10 protein-coding genes are annotated in these 14,159 nt (G+C 73.0%); 5 read left to right on the top strand and 5 right to left on the bottom strand.

What is annotated here, in order from left to right; genetic code table 11:
* The first annotated feature begins 251 nt into the window (after nt 1-251).
* Nucleotides 252-3,731 carry a double-strand break repair helicase AddA gene (gene addA / locus RGI145_RS03770; protein WP_075797290.1) on the top strand — a complete coding sequence of 1,160 codons (3,480 nt, stop codon included), beginning with the start codon at nt 252-254 and terminating at the stop codon, nt 3,729-3,731.
* A gap of 58 nt (nt 3,732-3,789) precedes the next feature.
* Here the strand turns inward: addA and RGI145_RS03765 are convergent, their stop codons facing one another.
* Nucleotides 3,790-4,071, bottom strand: a complete 282-nt coding sequence (locus RGI145_RS03765; protein WP_075797289.1) for a hypothetical protein — start codon at nt 4,069-4,071, stop codon at nt 3,790-3,792.
* A gap of 151 nt (nt 4,072-4,222) precedes the next feature.
* Between RGI145_RS03765 and RGI145_RS03760 the strand changes: the two genes are divergently transcribed.
* Complete coding sequence (locus RGI145_RS03760; protein WP_418314505.1) at nt 4,223-5,317, top strand: NAD(P)/FAD-dependent oxidoreductase; 1,095 nt, start codon at nt 4,223-4,225, stop codon at nt 5,315-5,317.
* A 442-nt stretch (nt 5,318-5,759) separates the two neighbouring features.
* Nucleotides 5,760-7,886, top strand: coding sequence for an FUSC family protein (locus tag RGI145_RS03755; protein ID WP_083670363.1), 2,127 nt, complete (start codon nt 5,760-5,762; stop codon nt 7,884-7,886).
* Here the strand turns inward: RGI145_RS03755 and RGI145_RS03750 are convergent.
* The 3 genes from RGI145_RS03750 to RGI145_RS03740 are packed head-to-tail and all read right to left on the bottom strand — an operon-like array spanning nt 7,877 to nt 11,171.
* Complete coding sequence (locus tag RGI145_RS03750) at nt 7,877-8,923, bottom strand: glycosyltransferase (protein ID WP_075797287.1); 1,047 nt, start codon at nt 8,921-8,923, stop codon at nt 7,877-7,879. The two genes, RGI145_RS03755 and RGI145_RS03750, sit on opposite strands and share 10 nt — an antisense overlap.
* Complete coding sequence (locus tag RGI145_RS03745; protein ID WP_156878423.1) at nt 8,920-10,014, bottom strand: glycosyltransferase family 2 protein; 1,095 nt, start codon at nt 10,012-10,014, stop codon at nt 8,920-8,922. The genes RGI145_RS03750 and RGI145_RS03745 overlap by 4 nt, the downstream gene beginning before the upstream one ends.
* Nucleotides 10,011-11,171 carry a glycosyltransferase family 4 protein gene (locus RGI145_RS03740; protein WP_075797286.1) on the bottom strand — a complete coding sequence of 387 codons (1,161 nt, stop codon included), beginning with the start codon at nt 11,169-11,171 and terminating at the stop codon, nt 10,011-10,013. Before RGI145_RS03740 ends, RGI145_RS03745 begins: the two co-directional genes overlap by 4 nt.
* 290 nt (nt 11,172-11,461) lie before the next feature.
* Here RGI145_RS03740 and RGI145_RS03735 point away from each other — a divergent pair, with 290 nt between their 5' ends.
* Both RGI145_RS03735 and RGI145_RS03730 read left to right on the top strand, forming a co-directional pair.
* On the top strand, nt 11,462-12,589 hold the full coding sequence (locus RGI145_RS03735; RefSeq protein WP_083670361.1) for an ROK family protein: 1,128 nt from the start codon (nt 11,462-11,464) through the stop codon (nt 12,587-12,589).
* A gap of 65 nt (nt 12,590-12,654) precedes the next feature.
* The gene (locus RGI145_RS03730) at nt 12,655-12,921 is read left to right on the top strand and encodes a hypothetical protein (protein ID WP_237183196.1); all 267 of its coding nucleotides are present in this window, start codon (nt 12,655-12,657) and stop codon (nt 12,919-12,921) included.
* Between the two features lie 129 nt (nt 12,922-13,050).
* On the opposite strand, the gene RGI145_RS03725 is transcribed toward RGI145_RS03730, so the two are convergent.
* Nucleotides 13,051-13,983 (bottom strand): glycosyltransferase, encoded by a 933-nt coding sequence (locus tag RGI145_RS03725; RefSeq protein ID WP_208863923.1) that lies wholly within the window; start codon nt 13,981-13,983, stop codon nt 13,051-13,053.
* Between the last annotated feature and the right edge of the window lie 176 nt (nt 13,984-14,159).

The raw sequence follows: 14,159 nt of genomic DNA, 5'->3' as shown, positions 1-14,159 counted from the left end.
TCGATCCGGCAGGGCTGGCGGAGACAGCGGGCGCCGGAAAAGAAAGAAAACATCGTCACCACGCTGGCGGCACCCGCCGTCGCCGGAGAGCCAGGCTCTCCGGCGCGATCCGGCCGCAGGAAGAGCCAACTCAAAGGGTCCAGGGCTCGAAGAGTCCTGGCGGATAAAGGGGTGCGGGGGAAAAGGCGGAGCCTTGTCCCCCGCGGACAGCGCAACGCCCATACCGAAATCCCCTCTGCCCCGAGACCCGCTTGAACATCCCCCTCTCCGCGCGCGAACGCGCCCAGAACGCACAGCGTCTTGCCTCCGATCCGCGCCTGTCCGCCTGGGTGGGCGCCTCGGCCGGTTCCGGCAAGACCAAGGTGCTCACCGACCGCGTGCTGCGCCTCCTGCTGCGGGAGGGCACGGAGCCCGGCCGCATCCTCTGCCTCACCTTCACCAAGGCGGCGGCGGCGGAGATGGCGATCCGCCTCAACCGGCGCCTGGGCCGCTGGGCCGTCACCGACGACGCCGACCTGCGCGGGGAGATCGAGGCGCTGACCGGCGAGCCCGTGCCGCCCGCGCAGCTCGCCACCGCGCGCAAGCTGTTCTGCCGCGTGCTGGAACAGCCCGGCGGGATGCGGATCGCCACGATCCACGCCTTCTGCCAGTCGCTGCTGCGCTCCTTCCCGCTCGAAGCCGACCTGCCGCCGCAATTCGCCATGCTGGAGGACGCGGATTCCGCTACCCTGCTGGCGGAGGCGCGGGAGGCCGCGCTGTCCGGCGGCCGCGTGCCGCCGGAAACCCTGGCCGCCCTGGCCCGCCTCGTCACCGCCGACCGGATCGCCGAGGCGCTGCGCGAGATGGCGGGGCGGCGGGAGAAGCTGGCCGCGCTGTTCGAGACGCCCGGCGGCGCGCTGGCGCTGGGGCGGAGGCTGGGCCAGCGCCTCGGCCTGCCGGATGGGGAGCGCGAGGAGGACCTGGCGGCGCTGATCTGCGACATCCCGCCGGCGGTCGCGGAACAGGCCAAGGCGCTGCTCGCCTACAAGACCAAGACGGCGCGCGACCTCGGGCAGAGGATGCTCGATCTCCTCGCCCTGCCGCCGGAGGAACGCGCGGCGCGGCAGGCGGAATGGTGGGACTGCCTGCACACCGGCAAGGGCGAGTTGCGCAAGGCGCTGGAGCCCTTCGACGTGCTGGCGGCGGAATCCGCGCGGCTGAAATCCTTCCAGGAACGCGCCAACGCGCACCGCCTGCTGGCCGCCACCAGCGCGCTGCTGGTCGCCGCCGGGCCGGTGCTGTCCGACTACGCCGCCCGCAAGCGCCGCATGGGCGCGCTGGACTTCGACGACCTGATCCATCACGCGCAGCGCCTGCTGCGCGATCCCGGCTCGGCCTGGGTGCTGTTCAAGCTGGATGGCGGCCTCGACCACATCCTGCTCGACGAGGCGCAGGACACCAACCCGGCACAATGGGGCATCGCCGAGGCGCTGGCCGAGGAATTCTTCGCCGGCGACGGCGCGCGCGAGGCCGGGGAGCGCACGCTCTTCGTGGTGGGCGACGAGAAGCAGTCGATCTACGGCTTCCAGGGTGCCGACGCGCAGGGCTTCGCCACCTGGGAGGCGCGCTTTTCCCAGCAGGTGCGGCAGGCCGGCGGCAACTTCCAGCCGGTGGCGCTGGATGTGAGCTTCCGCTCCTGCGCGCCCGTGCTGCAACTCGTCGATTCCGTCTTCCACGAAGGCGCCGCGCGGGCTGGCGTGGTGCGTCCGGATGGCGAGCCGCTGCACCACTTCCCCGACCGCGCCGGCCATGCCGGCAGCGTCGAGGTCTGGCCCCTGCTCGCGCGCGGCGCCACCGAGGACCCGGAGCCCTGGTTCGTGCCCAGCCAGCCGGTGGTGGCGCAGGATGCCGACGCGCTGCTGGCCGAGACCCTCGCGGCGCGCATCGACCACATGGTGCGTCACGAGACCCTGCCGGCGCGCGGCGACCGCCCGATCCGCCCCGGCGACATCATGATCCTGGTCCGCCGCCGCACCCGGCTGACGGAGTTGCTGGTGCGCCAGCTCAAGCGGCGCGGCGTGACGGTGGGCGGCGTGGACCGCATCGCGCTGGTGGAACAGATCGCGGTGCAGGACATGCTGGCGCTCTGCGACGTGCTGCTGCTGCCGGAGGACGACCTGCAACTGGCGGCGCTGCTGAAATCGCCGCTGGTCGGGCTGGAGGAGGACGCGCTCTTCGCCCTCGCCCATGACCGCGACGGCCCGCTCTGGCACCGCCTGCTCCAGCACCGGGGCGCACTGACGGCGGAGGGCCGGGCTGCCGACTGGATCGCCACCCTGGCCGACCGCGCCGATCTGGTCACGCCGCATGCGCTGCTGAGCGAGGTGCTGGGCGAGCATGGCGGCCGCGCGAAGCTGCTGGAACGCCTGGGCGGCGACGCGGCGGATGCGCTGGACGAGTTGCTGAACGCCGCGCTGCGCTACGAGAGCCGCCACCCGCCCTCTCTTCAGGGCTTCACCCACTGGCTGCGCCGCGGCGGCGCGGAGGTGAAGCGCGAGGCGGAGAATGCCGGCGACGCCGTGCGCATCCTCACCGCGCATGGCGCCAAGGGCCTCCAGGCGCCGGTGGTGATCATCCCCGATGTCGGGCGCGGCGGCCGCAACTCGCCGCTGCGCTGGGAGGAGGACAGCTCCCTCCCCCATGGCTCCCTTCCCCTTTGGGCGCCGCGCAAGGAGTTCCAGGCCCGCGCCTGGCAGGAGGCCGAGCGCCGCCGCGCCGAGGCCGATGCCGAGGAGGAGAACCGCCTGCTCTACGTGGCGCTTACCCGCGCCGAGGACCGGCTGCTGCTCTGCGGGCTGGAGCCGAAGAAGGCGGTGGAGACGAGCTGGCACGCGCTGGTGCGCCAGGGCATCGCCCGCTGCGACGGCGTGGCGGAGGAGGAGTTCGACCCCGCGGCCTTCGGCGGGCCGGCCGGGACGGGCTTCTCCGGCCCGCTCTACCGCCTCACCTCCGCCCAGACCGCCGAACCCCGCCCGGACCGCGAAGGCGCAGGCCGGGTGCTGCCCGCCGCGCTGCCGGCCTGGGCGCATCATCCCGCCCCATCCGAGGCCTCGGAGGACCCGGTGGCGCCGTCGCGCCTCGCGGGCGAGGAGACCGAGCCGCCCGCCGCCGCGCCGCACGGGCAGCGGGACCCCTCCGGCCGCCGCTTCCGGCGCGGCACGCTGATCCATGCCCTGCTGCAACACCTGCCGGAGCATGCCGAGGCCGATCGCGAGGCGGTGGCGCAACGCCATCTCGCGCGGCCCGGGCACGGGCTTTCACCGGAGGAGCAGGGAGCGACCCGCGACGAGGTGATGCGGGTGCTGCGCCACCCCGCCCTGGCGGACGCCTTCGGCCCCGGCAGCCTGGCGGAAGCGCCCCTCGCCGGCCGCATCGGCGGCGTGACGGTGGCGGGGCAGGTGGACCGGCTCTGGATCGGGGACGACCGGATCGTGGTGGCGGACTACAAGACCAACCGCCCACCGCCCGACCGGGTGGAGGACGTGTCGCCCGCCTATCTGCGGCAGATGGCGGCCTACCGCGCCGTGCTGCGGGCCGCCTGGCCGGGGCGGCGGATCGAATGCGTGCTGGTCTGGACCTGGTCCGGCGCCGTGATGCCGCTGCCGGAGGCGCTGCTGGACCGTAACCTCCCGCAGGCCCTTTCGCCCATCCAGGACGCATCCCGGACGCCCTCGTCTCCGGACCGGGCGTGAGGCGGCACGGAAGCCACCGGCTCCGTCATGCCCGGCGGCCCGCGCCGGAACGCACCGTTCAGCCTGCCGGCCGTCCCGTGCCGAACGGATCATGGGACCCGCAACGCGCGGCGGGGCGGGGCTCCTCGCCGGGCGCCTCCTCCCCTTCCAGATCGTGCAGATCCCACAGATCGGGCTCGCAGCCGATCTGCTCGATGATCCACCGGCGCGCCTCCTCGTGATCCGAGAAAAACTCCAGCCCGTTCACGTCGACCGCTGGCTCGCGCTGCGGATACACGCCAGCATAGGCGGCCTTGAACAGCCGCGACGACATCCGCTCGATGCTTCCGATGGTCAGCATGGCTTTTCCTGGCCCGACTCGCATGTTGCCTGCACGCAACACCAGTTGATGCCCATATATCACATAAAGATCGCAACCAAGGGTAGAGCCACAGGCGTTCCCCAAGCGTAAAATTTATGGGATTTCTTGAAGGAGGCGGGACTTGGAGTCAGTGGACTGCGTGGTGGTCGGCGCCGGGGTGGTGGGCCTCGCCGTCGCCCGGAGCCTGGCGCTGACCGGGCGGGACGTCCTGCTGCTGGAGGGCGCGGAGGCGATCGGCACGGGCACATCCTCCCGCAACAGCGAGGTCATCCATGCCGGCATCTACTATCCCGCCGGCAGCCTGATGGCGCGCCACTGCGTGGCCGGGCGGTGTATGCTCTATGCCTTCTGCGCGGAACGCGGCGTGCCCCATGCCCGCTGCGGCAAGCTGATCGTAGCGACCTCGGAGGATGAGGCCACGCGCCTCGACGGCATCCGCGCCCGTGCCGCCGCCAATGGGGTGGAGGACATGCGCGTCCTGTCCCGCGACGAGGCCCTGGCGCTGGAGCCCGCCCTGTCCTGCCACGGCGCCCTGCTCTCGCCCTCCACCGGCATCATCGACAGCCACGCCTATATGCTGGCCCTGCAGGGCGACGCCGAGAATGCCGGGGCGGTGCTGGCCTTCCACAGTCCCGTTCTGGCCGGGCGGGTGACGCCGGACGGCATCGTACTGGAGGTCGGCGGCGCCGAGCCGATGACCCTGCTCTGCCGCAGCCTGGTCAATGCCGCGGGCCTCGGCGCCCCGGGGCTCGGCCGCGCCATCGACGGCCTGCCGCCGGATACCGTGCCCCGGGAATACTACGCCAAGGGCAACTACTTCACCCTAGCCGGCCGTTCCCCCTTCTCACGCCTGATCTACCCCGTCCCCGTCCCCGGCGGCCTCGGCACCCACCTGACCATCGACCTCGGCGGCCAGGCGCGCTTCGGCCCCGATGTCGAATGGGTGGACCACATCGACTACGTGGTGGACCCACGCCGTGGCGACAGCTTCTACGAGGCCATCCGCCGCTACTGGCCCGCCTTGCCCGACGGGGCGCTCCAGCCCGGCTATTCCGGCATCCGCCCCAAGATCGTGCCCAAGGGCGCCCCGGGACAGGACTTCGTGATCCAGGGGCCCACCGTGCATGGCGTCCCCGGCCTGGTGAACCTCTACGGCATCGAAAGCCCGGGCCTCACCGCCTCCCTCTCCCTCGCCGAAGCCGTCCGCGACACCCTGCAAGGCTGACGCCGATCCGTCGCTCTGTCCCGGAGGGAAAGGCTTCGCCTTTCCCCCGGACCCCCTATCCACCAGGACGCTGCGCGCCCTGGACCCCATTCGTTGGCCCTCGCTGACGTCGGATCACGCCGGAGAGCATCGCTCTCCGGCGACTGCCGGCGCCGCCAGCGCAGACAGGGTTTTCCTCTTCTTTTTGGGAGCCCCGCTGATCCACCTGCGTCCAGGGATGGAGCGGCAGGCTGACGGTCACCAAAGGAACCAACGAAAGCCCGGGGTCCGGGGACCGGCTTCGGTCCCCGGCGGTGAGGGGGTCCGGGGCGAGAGGCAGCGCCTCTCCCCCAGGGCCATCCGGCCAGCGAACCGCCCCAGCCCCGATGCCCCCTCTCCTTTCGCGGAAAAGACGGTGCGGCGGGGGTTTTGCCAGCCTCCGGGCTGCGCCAGAAAGCGGGTGATGCGCATCGCCGACATCTCCCGCCTCCATTCCCCCTGGCGCGCGACGGAACGGAACCCGGGCGCCGACCTGTCGCGCCTGCCGATGGGCTTCGACATCCGCGCCATCCGGGTGGCCGAGGGCGTGCGCGCCGCCCTGGCCTGCGCCGTGGTGATCCTGCTCAGCGAATGGCTGGGAAAGCCCGCGCTGATCTACATGGCGATGGCCGCCTTCTTTACCTGCCTCTGCGACATTGGCGGCCCGATCCGCACCCGCGTCCCGGCGCTGGTCTCCTTCACCATCGCCGGGGCGCTGATCTGGAGCGGCTTCGGCCTGTTGCGGAACCTCGACCTGCCGCTGGTGATCCCGCTGGCCTGCCTCGGCGTGCTCTGCACCAGCTTCGTGCGCGTCTGGGGCGCGGCGGCGACGGCGGTGGGCAACCTGCTCTCGGTGGTGCTGATCCTGTCCCTGGACCAGCCGCTCGACCTCGCCACGGCGGGCGAGATCGCCGGCCTGTTCCTGCTCGGCGGCCTTTGGGCGACGCTGCTGACCATGGTGGTCTGGCGCCTGCACCCCTACCGCCCCGCCCGGGCGGCGGTGTCGCAGGTCTGGCACCGGCTGGCGGAGCTGACCGAGGATCTGCGACACCTGACCGGTCGCCCGGATGCGAGCGGCGAGGACTGGGAGGCCCATGCCCGCGCCCATCGCCGCGCGGTGCGGGAGGAGATCGAGTTCGCCCGCGGCATCGTCATGGACCTCGTCGGCATGCGCGGCCGCCTGTCGCTGCGCGGCGCCCAGGCCCTGCTGCGGCTGGAGGCCGGCGAACAGCTCTTCGGCGCGCTGATCGCCCTGTCGGAGCTGATCGAGACCGCCCGCGACCCGGAGCGCAGGGCGGCGGCGGGCGTGCTGCTGCGCGTGCTGCGGCCGATCCTGGTGGTGCTGTCCGGGGCGATCCTCGACGACACCGCCCTGCCGCCCGGCCGGATCGAGCGCGCCCTCGCCACCGCCCTGCGCGCCACGGAGGCCGACCCGGCCCTGCACCGCATCGCCACCAGCATCGCCGAGCGCCTGCGCGTCGCGGCCAAGCTGAGCACGCCCGGCGGCTACCAGCCCGGCGGCGCCTCCGGCACCACCCCCGCCCTGCCCTGGCGCGAGCAGATGCTGCTGCCCGTGCGCGCCAACCTGACCTGGAACTCGGCGGTGCTGCGCCACTCCCTGCGCACGGCGGTCATCGCCGCCCCGGCGCTGGCGGTGACGCTCGCCTTCGCCGGCAACGAGTTCGCCCACTGGCTGCCCATCACCGTGGTGGTGACGCTGCAGCCCTTCTACGCCACCACCTGGCAGCGGGCGCTGGAACGGGCCGGCGGCACGGTGCTGGGCGGCCTGCTGGGCGCCGCCCTCGCCTCGGGCGTGCATGACGGGCTGACCCATGCCGTCCTGCTCTTCCCGCTCTGCGTCCTGGCCTTCGCCGGGCGGCAGGTGAGCTTCTCCGCCTGGATGGCGGGGGTCACCACCATCGTCGTGGTGCTGACGGAACTGCTCCACCCCACCCATTCCTCCTGGGAGGTGGCGGGCCTGCGCGCCCTCTTCACCGTGGCGGGCGGCCTGCTGGCGGTGACGGGCTGGCTGCTGCTCTGGCCGAGCTGGGAGCCCGACCGCATGCGGCGAGAGGTCCAGGCCGCGCTCGCCGCCCATGCGGACTATGCCCGGGCCGTGCTCTCCGGCAACCAGCCGGAGCCCCGAACCGAGGCCAGCCGGCGGGCCGCCGGCGTGTCCACGAACAACCTGGAATCCTCCCTGTCGCGCGCCATGCAGGAACCGGGGCAGGACCGGGCGCGCATCGAGGCCGGGTTGGTGGTGGACGCCACCCTGCGCCGCATCGCCGGCCGCCTTTCCGCCCTGCGCCACGACCCCGGCCTGCGCGATGCGCTGGACGACGCCACCTGGCAGGCCTGGGCGGAATGGATCCATGCCTCCCTGACCGCCCTCGCCGAATTCCGCCTCGCCCCACCGCCCCGCCCCGCCCTGATCGCGGAGGGCCCCACCCTGGAACCCCTGGCCCGCATCGTGCGGCAGGTGGAGCTGCTGCGGGGGCCGATCGGGCGCCTGCAACAGGTCCCCGAACAACCGGCCCCGGCTCAACCGTAGAGGCGCAGCGCCCGCTCCGCCTGCTCGTCGATGAAGGCCGCCGTGCGATCCAGGGCGGAAGGGTCGAACAGCCCGCCCAGCCGCGACGGGTCCAGCGCCATGGCCTCCCGCAGCAGCCCGGGCCAGGCCCCGTCCTCCGGCCAGCCCTCCCGCACCACCGCCGCGCCGAGTCCGGCGAGGCGCCGCGCCTTTACCAGCTGCTCATCGAAGGGCCGGGGCTCCGGCAGGCAGAGGAAGCGCCGGCCCAGCGCCGCGACCTCCGCCAGCACCCCGTCGCCGCCGCCGCCCACCACCAGCGAGGCCCGGGCCATCAGCGCCCCGAGCCGGTCGGACCAGCCCAGGATCTCCAGGTTCGGCGGCAACGCCTCCCCCTCCCCACCGGAGACCGGCCCCAGTACCCGCCAGCGCCGTTCCGGCACGGCCCGCGCGGCCGCGGCCAGCGCGCGGCGGCAGCCGCCCGCCCCGCCGCGCCCGAAGACCACCAGCACCGAGCCATCCTCCGGCTCCGCGCCGGTTTCGGGCGGAGGGGCGAGGAAGCCGGCATGGAAGCTCTTCTCCAGCACCCAGTCCGGCGTGTCCGGCCCTTCCAGCGCGGCGGGAAAGGGGGCGATCAGCGCCTCGCTCGCCTCGAAGCCCATCCGGTGCGGCAGGTCGTCGCGTCGCCCGGCGAGGCGGAAGGACAGCACCGGCGTGGCGCAGAGCCGGGCCAGCAGCACCGTTTCCACGGACACGTCCACCACCATCAGCGCCGGCCGCTGCGCCGCGACCCAGCCGGCGATGGCGGCGGAACGCGCGCGCAGCCCGGCATGGCCGCGCGGGGCGTAGTGCAGCAACGCGACGCCGCCCGGATCGGCGGCCATGCCGGGCTCCGGCGCATCGTCGGGCAGGGCCAGGACCGGACAGGGCGCGGCGGCGGTCCGCTCCGGCGGCACCGTGCCGATCAGGGTGCAAGGATGCCGCAGTCGCCGGGCCAGGGCGCTGGCGCGCTGCCAGTGCCCCTGCCCCTGGTGATGGACGTAGTAGCCGATGGGCCTCAAACCGCCTCCACCGCAGGGAGAGCCCGGCTCATGACCCGCAGCGCCTCGGTGGCGGCGCGGATCTCCGCCTCCTCGCCCGGCAGCGGCGGCAACAACGGCTCGGCCCGCGCCACGAAGGCGATGTCGTTGGGGCTTTCCAGCGCCAGGCGCGACAGCACCTCCGCCGGCAGGTCCAGCCGTGCCGCATCCTCCGCCCGGCCGCCCCGGTGGAAACTCTCGCGCAGGATGCGGCGGCGCTCGAAGGCCCGCCGCCAGAAGCCCGCCCCCGGCAGGAGATGCGGCGAGCCGCTCTCGGCCAGCAGGCGCCAGCGGCGCATCTCGCCCGCCATGCCGCCGCTGGCGCGCCCCTCCTGCCGCGCGGAAACCTCGACCCAGGCATCCGGCGCGTGGCGCAGCCGCCCGCCCGCGCGCTCCACCGCCGCGACCAGCGCGTTGTCCTCCCCCACCGGCAGGGGCGGCACCCCGCCGGCCGCCTCGTACCAGCGCACCGGCAGGGCGAGGCTGGCCCCGGTATGGTCGCCATGGCGCGGCGGCGGGTCGTACGGCAGGGGATCGACCGCATGCGCCAGGTCGCGCACCGCCGACCAGTAGGCATCCACCCGGTCCCGCATCATCCGCAGCCAGCCGGGCGCCGGGTCCTCCTCACTGTCCTCGATGACGATCCGCCCCCCGACGCAGTCCGCCGAGGCCAGCGCGGCCAGGTTGGCCGCCACCCAGTGCGGTGGCGGCCGGGCATCGGCATCGGTGCCCAGCAGGATACCGTCCGCGACGCCTTCCTCGCGCAGCCAAGCCGTGCCCTCCGCCATGGCGCGGGCCCGCGCCACGCCGACATTGGCCTGTTCCGGCGGCAGCGAAAGCTCCAGCACATGCAGGCGCAGCGCCGGATGGCGCGTCGCCAGCCCCCGCAGCACCGGCACCGTCCCGTCCGTGCAGTTGTTGGCGGCCACCACCAGCCGCAGCCGGCCACCGTCGCGGCACAGGTCCTGCCGCGCCAGCGCGGCCACCAGCCGGGGCAGCGCCACCGCCTCGTTGCGGGCGGGAACGCAGACGACGCAGCGGTCGAGGGAAAGCGTGTCGGGGATCCGGATCACGTGGCCTGGCTGCTCGCGATGCCTTCGTCGGGCGAGCCGTCGCGGCGATCCACGGCCCTCATCCGCCTGCCTGTCGCGGCGGAGCGTCCCGCCATGGCCGCCCGCCGGTGGCGCAGGATGGTGTCACGGTACAGGGCCTCATAGCGGTCCACCATCACCCGCGCGTCGCAGAAGGCCTCCGCGCGGTGGCGGCAATCGGTGCGGGACAGGCGGCCAGCCTCGGGGATGATGCGGGCCAGCGCTTCCACGTCGTCGGCCGGGGCCAGGCGGCCGGAACGCGGGTCGGTGATGTCCGGCAGGGCCCCGCGCGCGAAACCCGCCACGGGCGTGCCGCAGGCCAGCGCCTCGGCGACCACGAGGCCATAAGGCTCCTCCCAGCGCGGGGTGCAGAGCGCCACCGCCGCCTGGCCCACGGCATGCGCCAGCCGCCTGTGGTCCAGATGGCCGAGATAGGTCACTCCCTCCCCCAGCAGCGGCTGGATGCAATCCCGCCAGTAGTCGAGGTCGCTGATGGGGCCGGCAAAGCGCAGTGGCATGCCCGCCAGCCGCGCCGCCCGGATGGCGAGGTGCGGCCCCTTCTCCGGTACCAGCCGGCCGAACCAGATGGCGTGCGGCGGCTCGGCCGGGGTCATGACGGGGGTGAAGAGATCCAGGTCTATGCCGTTGCCGATCACCGAGGCGCCGGGCAGCACGGATTCCCACATCTTCCGCACGGCCTCGGAGACCGCGATGAAGGGCATGTCCCGGTCCTCCCGGTCCAGAACCCCGTTCTCCAGTTCCAGAAAGGGCGGCGTATGCAGGCTGGTGACCACCGGCGCGCCGAAACGGCCCGACATGGTCAGCGGCAGGTAGTGCAGCGAGTTGTTGTGGATGATGTCGAAGCCGCCGCCCTGCAGGCGTTCCACGATGCGGCGATAGGCGGTGTGCTCGGCCAACGCCACCTGCTCGACCTCCACCGGACTGGGGCCCGGCACGCCGGTGGGCGGGCAGACCGCCTCCAGCCCCAGCCTGGCGTCGGAGCCTTCCGCGGCCAGCAGCGTCACTTCGTGTCCACGGCGTTGCAGATGCCGGGCCAGCAGATGCGTGTGCATCTCCAGCCCCCCTGAGAACGGTTCGGCGATCGGAAACTTCAGATGCGAAATGATCGCAATCTTCATATGGCACCCTCTCCGCCTCGGGCACCGCGTGCCTGGGCAGGAAACAGGGCCGTCGCGCCGCTGGCCGGACATGCCCCGATCTGCCGCGGCGTCGCGGAAGGCCAGGAATATCGCGGCCCGATCGCATCAACGATACGGACCCTGGATGGTTCCCTGCGCCCGGCCCCGGCCATGCGTTCTCCCCGTGTCATTGCGGCCATCCCGCAACAAGGGGCATGGCCGCGCGCGGCGGTCACGGCAACAGCCGTGCGGTCAGGGGCGTTACGGGGAACACCTCCGCCGGATGAACGATGTTCCATGCCACTCCCAGCGCCCCCTCCGGGACGGGTGACGACGCCCCGGACGGCCCGCCCGCCCCCGCCCTCCGCCACGGCGCACGCGAGCTGCCGGGGGTTTCCGTCAGGGACTACAACGCCGAGCTGAAGGAGGGCGACGGCTTCGTCGGCGACCGTGCCCGTCGCGACGCCTTCCTGGAGCGGCTGGAGGACTGGCGCCATCGCGCGGCGGACCCCTGGCCCGGCCAGAGCCTCGCCGAGCTGGGCAAGGAGCGGCTGGAACAGGCCCTGGAAGGAGGCAGCCCGCTGGAGATGGGCATCCTGCTCGCCGCCATCGAGGATTTCTCGGCCGAGCTCGCGGAGGTCATCGGCCGCTTCCTCGCCCTGCCGGACTGGAAGGGCGTGGAAGCCCTGGTGATCGGTGGTGGCTTCAGCGCCGGCCTGCTGGGGCGCCTCGCCATCGGCCGGGCAGCGGTGCGGCTGCTGGAGGCGGGGCACGAGGTCTCCCTGCACCCGATCCAGCATGATCCGGACGAGGCCGGGCTGCTCGGCTGGCGCCACATGCTGCCCGCTGAGGCCCTGGAAGGGCGCGACGCCTTCCTGGCGGTGGATATCGGCGGGACGAACCTGCGCGCGGGGGTGGTGCGCCTGGCCGGATGCGCGCCCCGTGACCCGGCCCGGGACCAGGTCTGGGCCTCCCGCCTGTGGAAGCATGCCGAGGACAAGCCGGACCGCGACGACGCCGTGCGCGGCCTCGCGACCATGCTGCACGACCTTTCCCATGCGGCGATCCATGCCGGGCTGCGCCTCGTCCCGGTGGTGGGGATCAGCTGCCCCGGCCTGATCGACGAGGAAGGGCATATCGAGCGCGGCGGCCAGAACCTGCCTGGCGGCGACTGGGAGGAGGATCGCGGCTTCAGCCTGCCCGCCGCCCTGGCGAAGCTGGTGCCCCGGATCGGCGGCGGCGAGGCCCGCTTCCTGATGCACAACGACGCGGTGGCACAAGGGATGAGCGACGCCCCGGCGATGCGCGGCGTCGCATGCTGGGGGGTGCTTACCATCGGCACCGGCCTCGGCAATGCGAGCTTCCGCAACCATTCCGCCGAAACCGACCGGGACCCCGCGGGTTCTCAGGCGGAATGACCGCCGCCACCCTGGAAGGACAGGACCGCATGGAACCGATGAAGCCCATGAAACCGATGGAACCCATGAAGCCCATGGAGGCCACGAAGCCATGGTGGCCGGAGAAGCTCGGCCAGCCTTCCTCCAGCGGCGGGCAGAACGGCCTGCGCTACGCCTTCTTTCCCAAGGCGCACCGCCTGGCCGTGGAGAAGGACGGCGATGTCACCCTCTACGACAGCGGGGATCACGAGATCCACGGCGTGTCGCAGAGCCAGGGCGGCGAGGATGCCCTGACCTTCTCCAGCCAGAAGGGTTCCGTGGGCCTCAAGGATCTGAAGAAGGCCTCGGACTGAGGCTTCCGGCCTCCTGTGACCCTCGCCGGGCGAGGCGGAGCCCTCCCCCAGCGACCCGACGCGAAGCGGAACGGCCAGGACAGGCCGCCTCCGGCTCCCCTTCCTCGCGCAGCGGAGATGACCGGCGCCTCAGTAGGCCCGATCGGGACCGCAGGCGGCCCGGGCGATCTCCTCCTCCGTCGGATGGCGCAGGACGCGCAACGGCCCTTCGCCGGGTGGCTCGATCAGGCCGAGCCGCGCGAAATCGGCCAGCCACCCGTCCATCGGCCAGAAGCCGTGGCGCACCCGGAAGAGCGACGCGTTGCGCAGGATATCGCCGAAATGCTGCAACGGCGGATCATAGACCGTGTGGTGCTGGTGGAAGGCCAGGGTCGAGGCGGTGAAGAGAAGCCCCACCCCGGCCTCCCGCGCCCGGAAGGCGAAATCCGTGTCCTCCGCCCCATAGCCCGCATAGGCCTCGTCGAAGCCGCCGAGCCGCAGGAAGGTGTCGCGCCGTACCGCGAAGCAGAGCGACCAGAACAGGCCGATATTAGGCTCGGGCCGGATGCCGCCCTCGGGGAAATGCCGGACCGTGTGGCGGAGGCCACGGACGAGGAGACTGCGCTCCTCCCACCCGGTATCGCCAGGAGTCGCATCCGTGGGCAAATAGCGGATCTCGCAGCAGATCAGCGCGTCATGCGCCAGGGCGTCGCGGGCCAGGGCCTCCACCAGCCCGGCGGCCGGAATGCAGTCCACGTCGAGGAACACCAGCACGGGCTGGCTCGCCGCCCGCGCGGCGCGGTTCCTGGCCTCGGCCAGAGGCAGCCCCCGGGACGGATGGTGGAGATGGCGCAGGGGAAAGGGAAAGGGCGGCAAGGGCGCCGGCGCCGCGTCCATGTCCACGAGGATGCATTCCTCCGGCAGGCGGGTGCCGCGCGCCAGGCCTTCCAGCAGGTTCCGCAGATGGGTCCGGCGCCCTTTCGCCAGGGTGAGGACGCTGACCCCGCCTCCCTGTGGCGCGGCCGGGGAAACGGTCGAGGGCGCTGGGCCCGACGGAAGGGACCGCGGGTCGGGATGGGGCATGTCTATCCGGGGGAGAATCTGACCTGCGGAGCAGATAGAGGGCCTGCCCCCACCTGACAAACCCACGCCCCGTTTCCTGCCGCCCGGAAACGGAGATCGCCCGATGGCACCGGGTTCGACCCCTGGCCATCGGGCGATCCGTCGGCCCGCCATTGCTGGCGGGTAGAGACTGTGGG

Origin of the sequence: Roseomonas gilardii (assembly GCF_001941945.1) — a bacterium.
Lineage (GTDB): Bacteria > Pseudomonadota > Alphaproteobacteria > Acetobacterales > Acetobacteraceae > Roseomonas.
The sequence above is the reverse complement of the archived record's forward strand: the minus strand, read 5'-3'. Positions and strand labels throughout refer to the sequence as shown.

Excerpts from the sequence above, each read along its gene's own strand:
- RGI145_RS03735 (WP_083670361.1), top strand. The coding sequence starts at position 11,462 with ATGTTCCATGCCACTCCCAGCGCCCCCTCCGGGACGGGTGACGACGCC.
- RGI145_RS03725 (WP_208863923.1), bottom strand. The coding sequence starts at position 13,983 with ATGCCCCATCCCGACCCGCGGTCCCTTCCGTCGGGCCCAGCGCCCTCG.
- RGI145_RS03765 (WP_075797289.1), bottom strand. The coding sequence starts at position 4,071 with ATGCTGACCATCGGAAGCATCGAGCGGATGTCGTCGCGGCTGTTCAAG.
- RGI145_RS03740 (WP_075797286.1), bottom strand. The coding sequence starts at position 11,171 with ATGAAGATTGCGATCATTTCGCATCTGAAGTTTCCGATCGCCGAACCG.
- RGI145_RS03755 (WP_083670363.1), top strand. The coding sequence starts at position 5,760 with ATGCGCATCGCCGACATCTCCCGCCTCCATTCCCCCTGGCGCGCGACG.
- RGI145_RS03730 (WP_237183196.1), top strand. The coding sequence starts at position 12,655 with ATGAAGCCCATGGAGGCCACGAAGCCATGGTGGCCGGAGAAGCTCGGC.